The organism is Kitasatospora purpeofusca (assembly GCF_036010405.1).
GTDB lineage: Bacteria > Actinomycetota > Actinomycetes > Streptomycetales > Streptomycetaceae > Kitasatospora > Kitasatospora purpeofusca.
The window spans coordinates 7,467,269-7,485,181 of record NZ_CP108561.1 but is presented as its reverse complement, the minus strand read 5'-3'; the positions used below and the strand labels follow the sequence as shown (position 1 = coordinate 7,485,181).

General features: G+C 76.6%; 10 protein-coding genes. 4 read left to right on the top strand and 6 right to left on the bottom strand.

The genetic code is table 11. The features are described from left to right. Window positions 1-26: 26 nt before the first annotated feature. The 4 genes from OG715_RS32730 (at window position 27) to OG715_RS32715 (ending at window position 3,815) form a co-directional block, all read left to right on the top strand. A complete protein-coding gene (locus tag OG715_RS32730) occupies window positions 27-2,303 on the top strand; it encodes a sensor histidine kinase (protein ID WP_266273687.1) in 2,277 nt (758 codons plus the stop codon). After that, a complete protein-coding gene (locus OG715_RS32725; protein ID WP_045943028.1) occupies window positions 2,303-2,734 on the top strand; it encodes a roadblock/LC7 domain-containing protein in 432 nt (143 codons plus the stop codon). Before OG715_RS32730 ends, OG715_RS32725 begins: the two co-directional genes overlap by 1 nt. After that, window positions 2,731-3,111 carry a DUF742 domain-containing protein gene (locus tag OG715_RS32720; RefSeq protein WP_030391835.1) on the top strand — a complete coding sequence of 127 codons (381 nt, stop codon included), beginning with the start codon at window positions 2,731-2,733 and terminating at the stop codon, window positions 3,109-3,111. Before OG715_RS32725 ends, OG715_RS32720 begins: the two co-directional genes overlap by 4 nt. Before the next feature lie 131 nt (window positions 3,112-3,242). Beyond that, window positions 3,243-3,815, top strand: coding sequence for a GTP-binding protein (locus OG715_RS32715; protein ID WP_266273688.1), 573 nt, complete (start codon window positions 3,243-3,245; stop codon window positions 3,813-3,815). Window positions 3,816-3,902: 87 nt separating this feature from the next. Here OG715_RS32715 and OG715_RS32710 read toward each other — a convergent pair whose 3' ends face one another. From OG715_RS32710 to OG715_RS32685, 6 genes are all read right to left on the bottom strand, one after another. Then, window positions 3,903-4,370: a MarR family winged helix-turn-helix transcriptional regulator gene (locus tag OG715_RS32710; RefSeq protein ID WP_266273689.1), complete on the bottom strand. Its 468-nt coding sequence runs from the start codon at window positions 4,368-4,370 to the stop codon at window positions 3,903-3,905. Between the two features lie 191 nt (window positions 4,371-4,561). Further along, window positions 4,562-6,592: a hypothetical protein gene (locus OG715_RS32705; protein WP_266273690.1), complete on the bottom strand. Its 2,031-nt coding sequence runs from the start codon at window positions 6,590-6,592 to the stop codon at window positions 4,562-4,564. Further along, window positions 6,589-10,572, bottom strand: coding sequence for a DUF5682 family protein (locus tag OG715_RS32700; RefSeq protein WP_266273691.1), 3,984 nt, complete (start codon window positions 10,570-10,572; stop codon window positions 6,589-6,591). Before OG715_RS32700 ends, OG715_RS32705 begins: the two co-directional genes overlap by 4 nt. A 103-nt stretch (window positions 10,573-10,675) precedes the next feature. Continuing rightward, entirely contained in the window at window positions 10,676-11,839 is a 1,164-nt protein-coding gene (locus OG715_RS32695; protein ID WP_266273692.1) for an ATP-binding protein, read from the bottom strand. Beyond that, window positions 11,836-16,992: a hypothetical protein gene (locus OG715_RS32690; RefSeq protein ID WP_266273693.1), complete on the bottom strand. Its 5,157-nt coding sequence runs from the start codon at window positions 16,990-16,992 to the stop codon at window positions 11,836-11,838. The genes OG715_RS32695 and OG715_RS32690 overlap by 4 nt, the downstream gene beginning before the upstream one ends. Next, window positions 16,989-17,843, bottom strand: a complete 855-nt coding sequence (locus tag OG715_RS32685; protein ID WP_266273694.1) for a DUF4132 domain-containing protein — start codon at window positions 17,841-17,843, stop codon at window positions 16,989-16,991. Before OG715_RS32685 ends, OG715_RS32690 begins: the two co-directional genes overlap by 4 nt. Between the last annotated feature and the right edge of the window lie 70 nt (window positions 17,844-17,913).

Genomic DNA, 17,913 nt, shown 5'->3' with positions numbered 1-17,913 from the left:
CGTTCGGCCCTGCTACAAGGAATCAGATGCCAGGCATATCGGCCCCCCGGACGGGCCACCGCGCCGGCCGGTCCGGCTCCCTCCGCAGCTCGCTCCTCGCCCTCGCGGTGGTCCCCTGCCTCGGCCTCGCCGCCGCCTGGGGCTACGCCGCCTACCTGCTGCGCGACGCCGGGGAGCGCACCGCCCTCTACGGCGGCACCGCAGTGGTCGTCGTCGTCCTGCTCTGGAGCCTGGTCCGCGGCCTGCGCGCCGCGCGCACCCTCCCGGGCCGGCTCGCCGACCTCCACGCCGAGACCCTGGCCCTCGCCCAGCACGAGATCCCGCAGGTCGTCGGCCGGCTCCAGGCCGGCGAATCGGTCCCGACCCCGCCCGCCTGGACCCCCTCCCGGCGGATCGGCGACGAGGTCCAGCAGACCGCCGACGGCCTCGCCGCCGTCCGGCAGGCCGCCGTCGCCGCGATCGTCCACCAGGCCCAGGGCCGCGAGGGGACGAAGAAGGTCTTCCTCAACATCGCCCGGCGCACCCAGATCCTGATCCACCGCCAGATCAGCATGCTGGACGCGCTGGAGCGCGAGCACGAGGAACCCGAGCTGCTGCGCGAACTGTTCGCGGTCGACCACCTCGCCACCCGGATGCGGCGCAACGCCGAGAACCTGGTCATCCTGGGCGGCGCCCTGCCCGCCCGGCGCTGGCGCAACGCCGTCCCGATGGTGAACGTGCTGCGCAGCGCCGTCTCCGAGACCGAGAACTACTCGCGGGTCGTCGTCCAGGGCGTGCCCCGGGCCTCGCTCAGCGGCCAGGCCGTCGCCGACGTGATCCACCTCGTCGCCGAACTGATCGAGAACGGCACCACCTTCTCCCCGCCCTACACCCAGGTGCAGGTCTCCGCGCAGGAAGTGCCCAAGGGCCTGGCGGTGGAGGTCGAGGACCGGGGCCTCGGCATGGCCGAGGACGAGTACGAGCGGCTCAACGACTACCTGGCCAACCCGCCCGAGCTGGACGTCTCCGCGCTCGGCGACGACCTGCGGCTCGGCCTGTTCGTGGTCGCGCGGCTCGCCGCGCGGCACGACATCCAGGTCACCCTGCGGCCCTCGCCGTACGGCGGGACCAGGGCCGTGGTGCTGGTGCCCGCGCTGCTGCTGGAGCAGGCCGGACAGCCGGCCGCCCTCCCCGGCCTGCCCTCCGGCGCCCGGGTCACCCGGACGCCCGTGCCCGACCTGCCGCCCGGCGGCGGGGCCGACGCGGACGCGGAGCTCGGCGAGATCGACCAGGAGCTGTCCGGCGCGCTCGCCGGGGTCCTGGGCGGACTGCTGGGCACCCGGCCGGGTGCGGGGCAGGGGCAGAGTTCGGAGGCCGTCGTGACGGAGGGGCTCCCGGCCCCCGGTGCGGCGCCGGCCCCCGGTGCGGCGCCGGCCCTCGGCGCGGCTCCTGCTTTCGCTCCGGTTCCGGCTTTCGCCCCGGTTCCGATTCAGGCTCCGGCTCCGGCTCCCGTCGCGGACCCGGTTCCGTACGGTGACGACCCGACCGGAGTGCTCGCCGGTACGGCGGACCGGTTCGACGGCAGCGTGGTGATCGGCGAACTGCTCGCCCGCTACCCCCAGGGCGGCGCCCGCGACGAGGACGACCCGACGGTCAACGCCGGCCTGTCGGTGGGCTCGTCGATCCCCGGCCTGCCGGGCGCCGTGGTGGTGGCCCGACCGGCCATGCCGCGCCCCTACGGCGAGTCGGAGGACGAGTCCGGCCCGGACGGGGCCGCGACGGCGGTTACCGCAGCGGCCGGGGCCGGGGAGCCGGTGGCGGGCGGCAGCGACGGGCCGACGAGCGCGCTCGCGGCGCTCGCAGCGGCGACGGCGGCGGCCTCGGCAGCGGCGGCCGCACCGGCGCCCACGCACCAGCGCGCCGAGGAGGCCGCGCCGGAGCTCGGCCCCGACGGCGAGCTGCGCACCCCGCGCGTACTGCCGCAGCGGGTCCGCAACGCCAGCCTCGCGGAGCAGTTGCGCGAGGCCAATGCGCCGGGCGCGGCGTTCGGCCACCCCGGCCCCGGCGCGTACGGACGGCCCGGCACTCCCGCCCCCGCCCCGTACGGCCGCACCGGCCCGTCGGCCCCCGACGCGGCCGACGGCGTCGGCGGGACCGGCTCCTTCGGACCGTCCGGGGACGACTCCGCGCCGCAGCGCTCGCGGGCCACCATGGCCGCCATCCAGCGCGGCACCCGCACCGCCCGTGCGACGACACCCGACGCGGACGCGCCGGCCACGCCCTCCGCCCCGGCCGCACCTTCCGCAGCTAAGGAACAGCAGTGATGACGCAGTACACCGATACCCAGCGCGACCTCAACTGGCTGCTGGACCAGCTGGTGGCGCGGGTCCCGGAGACCCGGCACGCCATCGTCCTCTCCGAGGACGGCCTGCTGATCGGGCTCTCCCAGGGCCTGGACCGGGCCGACGCCGAGCACCTGTCGGCCGTGGCCTCCGGCCTGCAGAGCCTCGCCCGCGGCGCCGGCCACCGGTTCAACGGCGGGCGGGTCCGGCAGACCGTGATCGAGATGGACCAGCTGTTCCTGTTCGTCACGACCGCAGGCCAGGGCGCCCGGCTCGCCGTGCTCACCAGCGAGGCGGTCGACGCCGGGCTCATGGCCTACGAGATCAACATGCTGGTGAAGCAGGTCGGCCAGTACCTCACCGCGGCGCCGCGCAGCGACGCCGGCCAGCCGGGCGTGGGTGGCGGTGCGTGACCGTCGACGCCGACGAGGCCTGGTTCTTCGACAAGGACGCGGGCCATCTGGTCCGCCCCTACGCCATCACCAACGGGCGTACCGGACCGGTCCGTGACGGATTCGCGCTGATCACCCTGGTGGTCACCGCCGACCCGCGCACGGACACCAGCCGACTGACGCCCGAACCGGCCGCGATCCTGGACCTCTGCCGCGAACGCCCGCTGGCGGTGGCCGAGATCGCGGCCACCATGGACCTCCCGGTGAGCGTGGTCAAGGTCTTACTCGACGACCTCGCCGAGGCCAGGATGATCCTCACCCGGGCACCCGTCCAGCTCGCCGAGGCACCGGACATCGCGCTGATCCGGGCCGTCATCGAGGGTGTCCGGCGGCTCTGACCGGCTCTGACCGGCTCGGACCGGGTCGGACCCGTGCGGGACGGGCCCGTTCGGAACGCCTTCCGCTCCCCAGCTCTTCGTTTTCCCAGCTCTTCCGACCTTTCGCTCAGTTCCTCTCCAGGAGACCAGACGTGACGACCCAGAGCCTGGTGCCGGGCGCGGTCAAGATCCTCGTGGCCGGCGGCTTCGGCGTCGGCAAGACCACCATGGTCGGCTCGGTCAGTGAGATCGAACCGCTCCAGACCGAGGAACGGATGACCCGGGCCAGCATCGGGATCGACAGCCTCGACGGTGTCCAGGGCAAGTCGACGACCACCGTCGCGATGGACTTCGGCCGGATCACCGTCCGCCAGGACCTGGTGCTCTACCTGTTCGGCACCCCGGGCCAGTTCCGGTTCTGGTTCATGTGGGACGACCTGGCCCTCGGCGCGCTCGGCGCGATCGTGCTGGCCGACACCCGCCGACTGGAGTCCAGCTTCGCCGCCGTCGACTTCTTCGAGCAGCGCGGCATCCCGTTCGCCATCGGCGTCAACTGCTTCCACGGGCGCCGCGACTGCACCCCCGACGACGTCCGGCGCGCGCTCGACCTCGACCCGGGTGTGCCGGTCGTGCTCTGCGACGTCCGGGAGCGCGCGTCCAGCAAGCAACTGCTGCTCGCCCTGCTCGACCGGGTCCACGAGAACGCGCTCGGCTCACGGCGCTGAGCACCGGGCGTCCGGGCGTCGGGGCGCCCCGATGTCCGGGCGGCCCGATGTCCGGATGCCCGGGCGCCCCGCTCCCCCGCGCTGTGCTCAGGAGGCGGCCGGGGCGGCGGGAGCCGGCTCCAGGTCGTGCAGCGCACGCACCAGCGGCGCCAGTTCGGGGACGTCGGCGGCCCCGGTGAGCGTCGCCTCCAGGGTCGCGTCGTGCAACGGCCGCGCCGCCCGAAGCAGTTCGCGGCCCTGCGCGGTCAGCTCGGTGTAGATGCCGCGCCGGTCGTCCGCGCACAGGTAGCGGCCGAGCAGCCCGCGCTCCTCCAGCCGACTCACCAGCCGGGTGGTGGCGCTGCTGCTGAGTGCCGCCGCGCGGGCCAGCTGCTGCATCCGCATGTGCCAGCCGTCCTGCCGCGACAGCGCCTCCAGCACCGTGTACTCGACCACGGAGAGGCGGTACTCGGCCTGCAGGGCCTTCTCCAGGGCCGAGTCGATCAGCCCGTGCAGCGCGGCGAGCGTGCGCCAGCCGCTGGCGCGGATCTCGGCGGCATCGTCCTGGATCCCCATGGCTCGCGTCTCCCTGCTCGGGTCATGTGCCCGTACGGTCCTGCTGTGCGGCAGTGCAACTCCGGTGGCGTCCTGCGGGGCCCTGCCCCGGGCGGCCGGCCCCCTCCCGCAGGCCACCGGCCGTTCGAACGTTCCGCTTCGTTCAAGTATGCCATTTGGCGCGGCATATCTGCTTGTGCAAATAGTTCTCCTTATGGCCGATTGCCGGGAACATCCTCGGACCAGGCGGTCGCACAGAGTGCCGAGGCCAACTCCTCCTCGTACCAGGCCGCCGCCAACCAGGCGGCCGCGAAGGCGCCGTGGTCGTCCTCGACCACCCGGCCGAAGACGTCGCGCGACTGGTCCACCGCCGTCGCGAGCAGCCCCTCCAGCAGCGATGCCCCGGTGGCCAGCCCCGCCGACCGCAACCGGGCCCGGTCGCCGCGCGCCGCCGCGGTCCCCAGCGCCAGCACCGCCCGGCCGCCGGTCACCGCCTGCTCCACCCGGCGGGACAGCAGGTGCACCGGCGTGGCCGGCGGGAGCGGCTCGGCCGGCGGGGCCGTGAGCGGCGGGGCGGCGTCCCGGGGCGGGAGGGCCAGGTCCGCCGTCTGGAGCCGTTCCAGACCGAGATTGACCCGGCCGGCGCGAGCGGCGGGCAGGGCGAGGGCCGGGATCGGGGGGTGGGGCTGGGGCTGGGCCTCCGTGGGCTGGGCCTCCAGGGTCTGGGCCTCCGTGGTCTGGGCCTCCGTGGGCTGGGGGGACGGTGGCTCGCCGACGGCCAGCAGGCGCAGCTCGGGGCGGGCCGAGCGCTCCAGGCGGCCGATCACCCGCAGCCGCAGGCCCGGGGCGGTCGCGAGCAGTGCGAGGTTGCCCCGGTGCGCGAGCCCCGGGTGGTCGTGCGCGGCACGCAGCGCCACCACCACTCCCCCGCAGTCCGCCAGCAGGCGCGGCTCCCCGCCCGGCCCGTACGGGACCGCCCCGAGCAGCGTCACGTCCAGGAAGAGGAGTTCGCCCCCGGCCGGCCGGACCTCCGGGGGCAGTGCGGCCGCGCCGAGCGCCCGCGCCACCTGGGCGGCGGGCGGCTCGGCCCAGAGCCGGGCCGCGGGCTCGACCGTCCAGGCCGCCCCCGCCGCGCGCACCGCCCGGACCGAGGCGCCCGCCCCGAGCCGCCCGGCCGCCGACCTGGTCGCCCCCTGCACGGCCAGCCCGGCCCTGGTGAACTCGCGGTGGCTGAGCATCGCGTCGCCCAGCCGGACCGCCCGGTTGCCGGCGCCGACCGCCTGCGACGCCGCCGCGGCGGCGGCGTCGGTGTGCGGCATGATCTCGGCCATCGTGTGCAGGCCGCCGCCCGCGTCGACCGCCCAGGTGAGCACACCCGCGTGGGTGGCCGTCAGCACCGGCTCGGAGAAGAGTCCGTACAGCCGCAGACCGCCCGCCGCCGTGTACACCTGGCGGGCCGTGCCCCGGAGGGCGGCGACGCCCGGTCCGGCGATGTCCGCCGCCGCGGCGGCGGACAGGGCCGTGCTGAGGCCGAGCAGCTCGCGCAGACCGGCCACCAGATCGGCGAGCCGGTGGTCCGGCTCGCCCGACCGGGCCGCCCTGATCCGGGTGACCACCGCCACCGCCGCGGCCGCAGGCCGGTGCAACCCGGCCAGCCGGGCCCGGTGGGCCGCCCGCAGCAGCTCCGCCTGGAGCACCGCGCCCGTACCGCCCACACCTGCCGCCAGTGCGGCGGAGGCCACCCGGTGCAGCTGGTCGACGGCGGCGCGCTCGGCGGCGCCGAGCGTTCCGGCGGCCGGAGCGTCGCCCTGCGGAGCTCCGGGGGAAGGGACCGGGGCTGCGGCCGGGGACCCGCCGGCGGCCACGGCCGGTTCGGCCCGGTCGGCCTGCTCGGCTGGTTCGGCCTGCTCCGCCGGCGGTTCGCCGTCGGCCAGCGGGCAGACCGTGACCGCCGCCGCCCGGTGCACGCAGGCGGGCGCCAGCAGGCAACCGCAGCGCACATCGTCCGACGTGGCCACCACCCCGCCCGGCGCGTGCAGAACAAGCTCCGTCTCCTCGTCCACGGCGATCCGCCAGTCCTCGCCCGTCCGCTCCACCGGCCGTTCGGCCAGTTTGGCGGCGGCCCCGTCCAGCCTCTTCTGCAGGCGCGCCGACAGTCCGGCCACCACCTCGGCGACCACCTCCGGTCGCACCGCCGGCCACTGCACCCGCGAACCCGCCACGCCCTGCACCCCCTCCGTCATCGGACCTTCTCCCCCACCCAGCGGGCCAGTTCGAGCGGGCTGAGCGCCGCCACCGGCATCCCGGCCGCGACCAGTTGGCTCGCGATCGCCTTCGAGTACCGGGCCGTTCCGGTGTCGTCCAGTGCGGCGCAGCCCAGCAGATGGCACCCGGAGTCGACCAGCGCCCGGGTCTGCGCGAGCAGCCCGCCCACCGGACCGCCCTCCTCGAAGTCGCTGACCACCGCGATCAGCGTGCGGGACGGCACCGTCACCAGCTCCCGCGCGTACTTCAGCCCGGCGGCGATGTGGGTGCCGCCGCCGATCCGGACCTCCAGGAGCAGGCCGAGCGGATCCGTCACCCGCTCGGTCAGGTCGACCACCTCGGTCGAGAAGGCGACGAAGTGCGTGCTCAGCGAGGGCACCCCCGCCAGGATCGACGCGGTCAGCGCCGCCCAGACCGTGGAGGACTCCATCGAGCCGGAGACGTCCACGACCAGGATCATGCGCCACTCGGACGCCTGCTTGGCCCGGGTGCGGAACACCGGGCGCTCCGGCACGATCACCATGCGGCCCGGCTCGGTGCCGGTGCCGGTTGCGGTACCGCTGCCGGTCGAGGGGGCGGCGGGGCGGGCGGTCGCCAGATTGGCGCGAATGGTGCGGTGCAGGTCCAGGCCGCCGCCGGGGCGCCGGCTCGGGCGCGGCACGCTGATCCCGGTGAGCGCGGGGCGCAGCCTGGTCGCCAGCTCCCGGCTCAACTCGTCGACCAGGCGCCGGACCAGCGGGCGCAGCGCGGCCAACCGGGCCTCGGGCAGACCGCCCGCGTGCTCCAGGACAGTGCGCAACAGGTCGACCGACGGCCGGACGGCGCCCGGGTCGATCGCCTCCAGGGCGTCGCCGCGACCGTGGGCCACGGCCGCCGCGAGCACCTCCTCCCGGATGCCGGGCCCGAACAGGGCCGTCAGCTCCTCGGACCACTCGCGCACGCCCGGGTACGGCGCCTCGCGGCCGCCCCGGTTGCCGCCCGCCCCGCCCCGCCCGTCCAGACCGGGGCCGGAGCCCTCGCCGTGCCCGGTGCCGTAGAGCTCGTCGAGCGCGGACGCGAGCCGCGAGGCCCGGCTGCCGGGGCGGCCGCTGCCCGGGCGGCCGAGGAGCAGCCGCCAGCGCTCGGCCGCACCGAGGGCGTGGGAGCCGGACGGCTCGGGTGCAGGTGCGGGTGCGGGTGCGGGGACGGGTGCCCTGTCGGTGGGTGCTGTGTTGGTGGGTGTCGCACCGGTGGGTGTCGGGAGGCTCGGGGGGAGCAGCCCCAGGCGGGCGAGCGCGGAGCGGGCCGCGAGGTCGGCGCGGGACCAGTCGGCGAGCAGAGCGGGCGGCACCTCCTCCGGCAGCGCGTCCAGCCGGGCTCCCAGACGCTCCTCGACGAGCGTCAGCAGCCGCTCCCGGGCCGCCGGGCTGAGCGTGTCGAACCCGCCGCGCAGGGCGGGCAGCCGGTCCAGGAAGGCGTTGTCCGGGAGGGTGGCGATCCGCTCCAGCAGTGGTTCGAGCACCTCGGGGGCGGTGGAGAGCAGCCCCTCCGCGGCCGTCAGCAGACCGACCAGCGACCGGCCCAGGGCGTGCCGGGCGTCGGGTCCGGTGGCGCCGTCGACCCAGGAGGCGGCCCGGTCGCCGAACACCGCCGGGACCTCCTGCCGGAGCAGCACCCGCACCGCACCGGCCGCACCGCGCACCAAGGGGCTGCCCCGGTCGGCGAGTTCGGCCAGCGCGTGGCGCAGCCGCAGACCGCCGGAGAGATCGGCCCGCCGGGCCAGCTCGACCAGCGCCCTGGCGTCGTCGGCCTCGTCCGAGCCGCCCAACCCCTCCAACTGCCGCACCGCCGCCACCGTCACGACCTCTGCGGCGGCGGCCACAGCGGCCAGGAACGAGTCCTGCGCGCCCGGGCCGGTGGGGCTGGTGGGACCGGAAACGGTGGGGTCGGCAGGGCCGGTCGGGCCGATGGCGATCGGGCCGTGAGCGACAAGGCCCGTCGCGGCGGGGCCGGTCGCAGGGGAGCCGGGCGCGGTGGGTCCCCCGCCCCCGGGAAGGGGAGCGGGGACAGCCGCGAGGGCGGTGCCGGTGGCGGCCAACGGGTCGGCGGCAGCACCGGGGGCGGGGAGGCCGGTGGCCGCGCCCGGGTCGGGGGTCGTGGCCGGGGTCGTGGCCGGGGCCGGGGCCGGGGCCAGGGCCGGGAGCGGGCGGTGGGTGGCGGTGAGGCGGTCGAGGAGGGCGAGGGCGTCGAGGAGTTCGGGGAGGGTGCCGCTCTCCGGGAGGACGGCCGTGAGCTGGGTGAGGCGGCTGCCGGTGAGGGCCGGGAGGCCGCAGGCGTCGGCGTCGGCGAGGCCCCGGAGGACCTCGCGGGCGGTCGGGCCGTCGGCCTGCCGCTCCCGGCGCAACCGCTCGCGCAGGGCGCCCTCGGCGGCCTGGGCCGGGGTGACGCCCTGGGTCCCGGCGACGGTGAGCATCGCGGCGACGGCCGGGGTCCAGCGGACCCGCCAGCGGGTGGTGAGGGTCTCGGTGCCGCCCGCTCCGGTGGACTCGACCGGTTCGGCGTAGGGGACACCGCAGGCGGTCAGCCGGTGGAGCAGGAGTTCGCGGCGGCGGTCGAGGGAGGAGCGGAGTGGGTCCAGGCGCAGCTCGCGCGGGGTGGGCTCGGCGGTGTCGCCGGGGCCGGGCAGGCCGAGCTCGGCGAGGAGTCGCTCGACGGCGGGGGCGAGGCCGCTGCGCGGGGCGGACGGGGTGGGCGCGCCGGTCCGGGTGCCGACCAGGACGCGTTCCAGTGCGCGGGCCACCGCCCGGCCCCGACCGAGCGGTTCGCCCTGGGCGAGGGCGGTCTGCACGGCCTCGATCAGCTCGCCCCGGCCGGGGGCGGCCAGGCCGCGCAGCCGGGCGAGGTCGCCGGCGAGGCGGACGACCTCGCGGGCGTCGGCCGGGCCGGAGGGGTGGTCCTGGCCGCGCAGGGCCTCGCAGATCCGCACGGCGGTGGTGATCAGCGCCTCGGCCAGCCGGTCCTGGTCCCCGGCGGCGTCGAGCACGGTGTGCTGCCACTCGGGGTCGCGGATGCCCGCCGGGTAGCCGGAGCGGGCGTCGAGCAGCGGGTAGGTGTAGGGGATCAGGGAGACGACGTGGCGGCCGTCCGGCACCCGATCGGGGGTGAGGAGGAGGTCGGGCCCGGGTGTCTCCGCGCCGTCCGCCCCCGCCGGGACGAGCGCGGGCGCGTGGAAGGCACCGACCACGGCGGCGACGCGGCGGCCGCCCTCGGCCGCCTCCTGGATGCGCGCCCGCATCCAGGCCTCGCGCCGCAGGTCGTACGGGTCGACACCGGTGCCGTCCCGGGCGTCGCGGCGCAGCGCCCAACCGACCAGCAGCGCGGCGCGGCGGACGGCCTCCGGGGTGGAACCGGGGGCGGCGGTCTCGACGAGGCGGTCCCAGAGGTCCTCGTCGTCCTCGCGGCCGGTGAGGCGGTGGCGGAGGGCGTCGGCGACCCCGGGCCGGGGAGTGCCGGGGCCGGTGCCGTCCCGGTGGGCGTACCGGTCGCGGACGGCGAGGGGAAGGTCGCAGGCGACCGTCTCGACGCCGTGCCGACGGGCCCAGCGCAGGGCGGCGAGCTCGGGCGAGAAGTCGGCGAACGGGTAGAAGGCGAGCCCGGCGCCGTCGGTCGCGTCGTCCGGGCGGTCGGCGGCGGGCGCGGCGGCGAGGGCGACCGGGGCCCGGGTGGCCTCGTCCGCGAGCAGGCCGAGCCAGGGCTGGAACTCGGCGGGCAGCTCGACCAGCAGGACATCGGGCCGGGCGGCGTCCAGCAGCGCGGGCACGACGACGCTGAGCGAAGGGGCGTGGTGGCGCACCCCGATCAGGAAGGGCCCGGGTGCGTCGAGGCCGGAGGCGGCCAGTCGGGCCGCCTCGGTCGCGACCGTCCCTCGCGGGTCGTCGTGGCCGAGGTCCGCCCCGCCGGGCGGCGCCGCGCTGCTCATGTGTTCACCTCTCGGTGGAAGTTCGGGGAGGGGGAAGGGAGGAGGGAGATGTGCGGGGCCGGGGGTCGGCCCGCCGCCCCGGTGGCGGCGGGCCGACCGGGCCTCACTCCAGGGCGGAGCGCAGCTCCCACAGGGTGCGCCAGGTGGCGGCGCCCTGTTCGGCGCGGCGGCGGACCGGGCCGTCCCAGTAGCCGAGCAGCCGGGCGGCGTCGGTCGGGTCGTCCTTGCGGACGACGCCGATCAGCTGGCCGGGGAGCCGGCCGAGCAGGTCGCCGCCGTCGGGCAGGTAGGCGGCGCCGACCCCGAGCGCGGTGGCCACCGAGACCGCCTCGGCGGTGCTCATCACGGTGGACGGGCGTTCGACGTCCCAGCCCTCGGTGGAGCGGCCGGACCGCAGGTCGCGGAAGGCCGTGACGAGGGCCTCCAGCACCGCTTCGTCGACCGCGTAGGCGGCCCCGGCGCGGGCGACGGCGGCGGTGGACTGGCGGCGGACCAGCTCGACCTCGGCCGCCAGGCTGCCGATCGGCCCGACCGTCTCGAAGTTGAACCGGCGCTTGAGCGCGGCGGACATCTCGCTGACGCCCTTGTCGCGCAGGTTGGCGGTGGCGATCAGGGTGAAGCCGGGAGCGGCGTGCAGCTGGCCGTCCGGGGTGCCGGCCAGCTCGGGGACGGCGATCCGCCGCTCGGAGAGCAGCGAGACCAGGGCGTCCTGGACCTCCGGGAGGCAGCGGGTGACCTCCTCGACCCGGGCGACCGCGCCGGTGGTCATCGCGCTGAGCACCGGCGAGGGCACCAGCGCCTCGCGGCTGGGGCCCTTGGCGAGCAGCAGGGCGTAGTTCCAGCCGTACTTGAGCTGGTCCTCGGTGGTGCCCGCGGTGCCCTGGACGGTGAGCGCGCTGGTGCCGCAGACGGCGGCGGCGAGGAGTTCGGAGAGCATCGACTTGGCGGTGCCGGGCTCGCCGACGAGCAGCAGACCGCGCTCGCCGGCGAGGGTGACGACGCAGCGTTCGACGAGGGCCCGCTCGCCGACGAACTTCTGCTCGATCGCCAGGCTCCTGCGCCCGGCCTTGAGCTTCTCGCCGCCGCTGCCCATCACGAAGGTGACGACGGCGCGCGGGGTGAGCCGCCAGCCGGGCGGGCGCGGGCCGGAGTCGTGCGCGGCGAGGAACTCCAGCTCGGCGGCGAACTTCTCCTCCGGCGGGACGACCTGCCGGGCCGGGGTGTCGGTGCCGGCGGTGGAGGCACTGGTGGCGGGAGTGGTGGTCATCGGCGGGCCTTCCTGCGCTTGCCGGTCCGGAGCTCTTCGAAGCCCGGGGCGTCCCCGTCGGTGACGCGCTGCCAGGCCCGGGCGAACAGCTCCGGGACGGCGAAGCGCGGCAGCACGTCGTGGTGGGTGGGGAGATCGTAGAAGGCGGCCTTCCAGGTCTCGACGGGCAGGCCGGGGGCCTTGGCCTCCTGCCAGCCGCCGGGGAGGAAGAGGGTGCGCCCGGCGCGGGCCCGCTTGGCCTCCATGACCAGTCCGGAGGCGAGGAGCTCGGCCCGCGCCTTCTTCAGCCGGGCCGGCTTCCAGCCCGTCCAGCGCGCGGCATTGCGGTCGGTCGGGTCGGGCAGGGCGAGCAGCTGGAGGTAGAGGACGGCGGCGTCCTCGCCGAGCTCGTGCGCCTTGGCGACCTCGGTGACGAGCTCGGGCACCGTGAGCAGCGGGTGCTGCGCCCAGACCTCGGCCCCGTCGACCGGCGCACCGGCGGCACCGTCGGCAACGGGCAGCTCCGGCAGGACGACCAGCCGGTCCAGCTCCCCGTCCAGGAGTGCCGTGAGCACCGTCCGCTGACGGGACAGCCAGTAGCTCTCGCCGAGCCCGGCCAGCTGGTCCAGCGCCTGGTCCTGCGCCCCGTCGAGGCCGGCCGGGCGCCACCAGATCTGCTCCGCCTCGTCGTGGGTGGGCGAGAGCACCAGGGCCTTGCCGCAGCGGACCAGCCCGTCCGTGTCGGCGCCGCCCTCGGCGGGCAGACCGAAGCGGGTGCGCAGTACGGCGGCCAGCGGCTCGCCCTTGCCGTTGCGGCGCAGGTCGTAGGCGAGCAGCAGCTCCGGGTCGGCCAGGCGGGTGTGCAGGGCCCGGACGGCGGGCGCGAGCGAGGCGCGCAGCGGACTGTTCCAGGGCAGCCGGTAGGCGAGCCAGGCGATCGCGTCGGCGGCCTCGGACAGGGTGTTGTAGTCGGGCAGGGCCAGCGGGTCCTCGGCCTGGAGGACGGGGGTGGCCGACTCCCCCAGGGGGAGCACCCGTTGGCGAGTGGTGCGGCTCAGCCAGGGGGTGGTCGCGGAGTTGAGGATCTCCTCGACCCGCTGGATGGTGGTGCCGCTGACGGTGGCCTGCTCCGCCTCGGGCAGGGTGACCAGCCGGCCGAGGCGGGCCGTCCAGTGCGCGGCGCCGGCGGCGCTGTCCGGGCCGGTGCTCCAGAGCTCCTCCGGGTCGGCGGGCAGCAGGGCGGACCAGACCTCGGCGAGGGCGTCCCGTTCGCATCCGCGCAGCCAGTCGCGGGCGGCCTTGGCCTCGCCGGACTTGAGGCCGTACTCCTTGAGCGCCTCGGGGGGCAGCGGCGCGCCGTACCAGTGGATCAGGGCCTCGGTGGGGCTGAACAGCAGGGTGGAGCGGACGGCGCCGATGCCGGTGCGGGCGCCGAAGTCGGCGGCGCGGTCGGCGCGGTGGGTCATGGCGCCGTGCTCGCGCAGCAGGGCGGTGAAGCGGGCCACCCACGCCGCGTCGACGGTCTCCTCGGTGCCGCGCTCCTCGGCGGTGCCGAAGTGGGCGACCGCGCCGAAGGCTCCGCTCGGGTCGTGGTCGACGGCGATCCAGTGCGCCTTGTCCTCGCGGTGGTGGCTGCAGGCGAGGACGACGACGGTGCGGTCGCCGTGCCGCCAGACCTGGCCGGCCCGCCGCTCGTGCTTGCCCTCCTTGGCGTTGGGGTCGGTCAGCGGCTCGGTGAGGACGATCTCGCGCAGGGTGGCGCCCCGGTCGGCGAGCGGCCCGGCGGTGAGCTCGGTGAGCAGCAGCGCGAGCGAGTCGCGCTGCTCGGCGGAGGTGAGCGGGGCGGCGGCGGCGTAGGCGAGGGTGCCGAGCCGGCCGAGGGTCTGCAGCCAGCCCTGGTGGTCGTCGTCGCCGTGCAGCGCGATCCGGTGCGGGGTGCTCCAGCCGTCGCCCTCGGCCGCGGGGGGCGCGGCGAGGACGGCGGTGACGGCCCTGAGGTTGTTGAGGACGCGGTAGTTGGCGCTGCGGTCCCAGGAGCGGCCGAAGCCGCCGACGCCGGGCAGCAGCAGGGCGACGGCCTGGCCGAGTTCGTAGTCGGTGCCGTGCTCGGGCCGGTAGGCGCACTCGACGGCGCCGGAGCCGCCGGTGGCACGACCGTCGTCCTCGGGCTGCGGGAGGTAGCGGGCGATCCGGTCGAGCAGGTCGGCGGCGGTGCGGGCGAGGCCGGTGACGCCGGCCAGCAGCAGCCGGTGGGTGATGCCGGGCAGGACGCCGGCGACGGCGTCGACCGGCAGCCGCTCCTCGGCCTTGTCGCCGCTGACGACCGGGCGGCGCACGCCCTGGACGGTGATCCAGCGCTGCCGGGCGGCGGGGACCGGCTCGGCGTCGGCCGGCCAGGCGGCGTCGATCAGCCGGGCGGCCTGCTCGTGGTCGATGCCGCGCAGCTCGGTCGAGCCCTGCTCGTCGCGCGGGCGCAGGACGTGCCAGTGGGCTATCGGCAGGACGAGGGCGGTGCCGGCGCCGCCGAGGCCGCCGGGGCGGCCGGGTTCGAAGCCGGCGGTGAAGCCGGCCGGGTCGGCGGTGACGGTGCCCTCGGCCGGGGAGTCGGCGGCGGGCAGGGCGAGGGCCAGCTGGCGACCGCGGCCCTCCTGGAGCACCGGCCGGCCGCCGCCGGGCAGGGTGAGCCGGCCGAGCGGGTACAGCGATCCGCCGTCGCGGGTGTTGTCGGCGACGAGCGCGGTGCCGTCGGCGGTGAGGGTGGTGGTCCGCTTGCCGTCCTTCCGGAGCCAGCTGCCGAGGACGGTGCCGTCGGTGCCGAGCGGGGTGGCCTCCAGGCCGGGCTGGAACGGCAGCAGCCAGGTGCGGCGGACGTCGAGGCGGCCCGCCGCGGCGTTGGCGGCGATCCGCGGCGGCTCGGAGGCGCGGCCCGCGGCGCCGGTGGCGGCGTCGAGCTCCTCCAGTTCGGGGCCGCCGGAGCGCCGGTGGACCGTCCAGTGGCCGGTGCCGTCGCCGAGGACGCCGCTCTGGGCGGGCAGCACGGTGTCGCCGACGTGCAGCGGCCGGTGGCCGCCGGTGCGGCCGCCGCCGGGCAGCGGCAGGGTCGGCGTGTCGATGTCGCCGGCGCCGTAGTAGTGGGCGATCCGCTCGCCGCCGAGCTCGAAGATCTCGGCGGGGCGGCCGGACCAGTAGGCCCGCTGCTTGCCCTCGTGGGCCCAGGCGACCAGGAGTTCGCCGTCGACGAAGCGGAAGCGGGGGCGGTGCCAGCTCTCTAGCTTGTCGGGGATGCGCAGGGTGTGCTCGAACACGATGGCCTGCGGGCCGGCCACCACGACCTGGTTGCCGCGGGCGAGCACCAGGTGCGGCCAGGCCTCCTCCAGCAGCAGCCCCTCGGGGAGGTTGCGGCCGCTGCCGACGCCGGGGGTGTCTCCGGCCTCGACGCCGAGCCGGGCGAGCGCCTCCTCCAGGGCGGGCCAGCCGAGTTCGTCGAGGATGCCGCCGCGCAGGGTGTCGGCGAGCAGTCCGGTCACGTCGAGTGCGGCGATCCGCCGGGCGGCGGCCGGGTTCTCGTCGCGGACGGCGGTGCGGTGGGAGCTCAGCTGGTGCAGGATGCCGCTCGCGCTCTCCAGTCCGCGGGCGGCCGTCAGCTCGTCGGCGCGGGCGTCGGACCACTCGACGAAGAGTTCGCGCAGGACCGGGCGGGCGGCGAGGCGGCGGCTGTCGACGGTGTCCCAGACGGGCGGGACGGCGGCGCGCAGCGCGGGCCGGAAGCGGGGGTCGGCGGCGAGGGCGGTGAGGGTGCGGCCGTCGGTGTCGGAGGCGGCGACCCAGTCCTGGAGGACGAAGGTGTGGCCCTCGGCCGGGTCGGCGACCGGGATGCCCTCGGCGAGCAGCAGGTCGAGGAGTTCGAGCTGGGTGGCGCTGCGGCGCACCCCGGTGAAGAGGTCGACCGGCACGGCCTCGGCGCGCAGCCGGTCGAGCATCCGGTGGGTCAGCGCGACGGTCTCGGTGCTGAGGCCGAGGGTGCGCCAGCCCCGGCCGAGGTGGTTGGTCCAGCGCTGGAGCCAGGCGGCGGCCGGCTCGGCCGCCGAGGCCCCGGCGGCCGCGTCGGCGGGCAGGTCGGTGAGCAGGCGCTCGGCGCCGCTCTCCGCCAGCACGGCGAGCCAGCCGGCGTCCTGGTGGGTGCGGTCGTCGTTGCCAGGCGGGTCGGGCATCAGCTCCAGCAGGCGGGCGCGGACGGCGGCGTCGCCCCGGCCGAGCTCGACGACGGCCTCGTGCCAGCTCTTCCAGAAGGTGCCGGGCGCGCGGTTGACGGCGGGCGAGGCGAGGAGTTCGAGCAGCAGGGCGCGCTCGTGCTCGCCCCGGTCCAGCCCGGCGGCCTTGAGCAGGGTGCGGGCGTCCTCGGCGACCCCGGCGTAGGGGGCCATGCCGGCCGCCGAGCGCTCGGTGCACAGCTGGCGGAACCGCTGCCAGGCGGTCAGCGGGTCGAGCCGACCGCTCAGCTCCTTGACGTACTGGCGCAGCGCCTTGACGGTGAGGGCACCGGCCAGCGCGAACTCCAGGAAGACGGCGCGCAGCCGCTCCTCGTCGACGGGCAGGTTGTGGGTGCGCTCGGCCTCGCGGGCGCGGCCGAAGAAGGTGCTCGCGTAGGTCTGGTTCTCCTGCTCCAGGAAGATCCGGCCGACCTGCTCGCAGAACGTGGGCAGGAAGTGCGGGACGGCGCGGCCGAGCCGGCGGGCCAGCTCGTCGAAGCCGTCCTTGGCGTGGCCGGGCTTGGACTTGGCCTGCCGGGCGAGCCGCTCCATCTCCTTGACCAGGGCGAGCGCGTGGTGGCCGTTGGCCGGGTCGTGCACGAGCGCCCAGGCGGGGAAGCCCAGCGCCTCCTGGCGGACCTGGCCGACCTCGACCGGCTCCTCGGCGGGGACGAGGCCCAGGAAGTCGACGGCGAGGTCCTCGGCGGGGCCGAGCACGCCGGGGACCAGGCGGACGATCCGGCGGCCGTCGAGCGCGGGGTGGGCGTAGCCGCGGGCGGTGAGGACGTCGGCGGCGCTGTCGGGGGCGCCGGCGCCGGGCAGGGTGCCGGGGGCGAGGATCGCCCCGGACTCCAGCAGCCGCTGGTGGCGGTCGGCTCCGCCGAGGGCACCGGTGGTGCGGTCGGCTCCGGTGGTGGTGCTCATGCGGCTTCCTCCCCTTCGATCGTGCGGCCGGCGTACAGTGCGGCGGCCATCCGCATCCCCTCGGACCAGGCGACCGGTCCGACCTCGGCCAGCGGCAGGACCTTGCCGTCCGGGCCGGTCCAGCTGAGCGAGCCCGTCTCGCACTCGTCGTACTCGTAGTAGTCGCCGACCCAGACCCGGGCCTCCAGGGCCCGCCCGTCCTCGACCACGGGCAGTACGGCGTGCCCGCCGCGGACCCGGTGGCCGAGCCTGGTGCAGCGGCCGAGCAGGTCGCGCAGCGCGGCGTAGCGGCCGCCCGCGTAGGTGTCGACCTGGGTGCCGGTGGCATCCGCCGGCCGGTGCCAGACCTCCCGGTACAGCTGCTGGACCTGCTGGGAGACGCCGAGCTCGACGGCGAACTCGCGCAGTTCGTCCAGCTCGTCCAGCAGGACCGGGTGGGGTATCCGCAGCTCGCTGCCGGTGAGCCGGACGGTGTCCCCGTCGAGGTCGACCAGGCCGATGCCGCGCTCCGGGTCGGCCCCGCGCAGGAAGCCGGCCACGGCGCCGTCGGCCCCGGTGACCACGAGGTCGCGCAGCACCTCGCGCCACGCCTCGTCCGCCCAGACGGCGGTGACGACGGCGGCGGGCACCGGCAGGGAGCGCACCATCCACCGCTCGGCGGTCTCCAGGCAGCCGCGCCGGTGGGCGTCCAACCACTCGGTGAGCTGCCGGAGTCCGACCACCACCGGATCGTCGTTCAGCTTCGGCGGGACGGCTTTCAGCTGACGGCCCGCCGCGTTGCGGCAGACCACCTTGCCCTCCTCGTCGAAGGCGACGAAATAGCCGCCCGAACCCGTTTCAACCCACGCCACGGCCGCTCTCCTCCCAGCTGGTCGGTCAGTTGGGAGGAACGTAACGGGACACACTGACAACGCGGCGGGC

Bases quoted from the DNA above. Each gene is read 5' to 3' on its own strand.
- OG715_RS32695 (WP_266273692.1), bottom strand. From the start codon at position 11,839: ATGACCACCACTCCCGCCACCAGTGCCTCCACCGCCGGCACCGACACC.
- OG715_RS32730 (WP_266273687.1), top strand. From the start codon at position 27: ATGCCAGGCATATCGGCCCCCCGGACGGGCCACCGCGCCGGCCGGTCC.
- OG715_RS32705 (WP_266273690.1), bottom strand. From the start codon at position 6,592: ATGACGGAGGGGGTGCAGGGCGTGGCGGGTTCGCGGGTGCAGTGGCCG.
- OG715_RS32710 (WP_266273689.1), bottom strand. From the start codon at position 4,370: ATGGGGATCCAGGACGATGCCGCCGAGATCCGCGCCAGCGGCTGGCGC.
- OG715_RS32690 (WP_266273693.1), bottom strand. From the start codon at position 16,992: ATGAGCACCACCACCGGAGCCGACCGCACCACCGGTGCCCTCGGCGGA.
- OG715_RS32725 (WP_045943028.1), top strand. From the start codon at position 2,303: ATGACGCAGTACACCGATACCCAGCGCGACCTCAACTGGCTGCTGGAC.
- OG715_RS32700 (WP_266273691.1), bottom strand. From the start codon at position 10,572: ATGAGCAGCGCGGCGCCGCCCGGCGGGGCGGACCTCGGCCACGACGAC.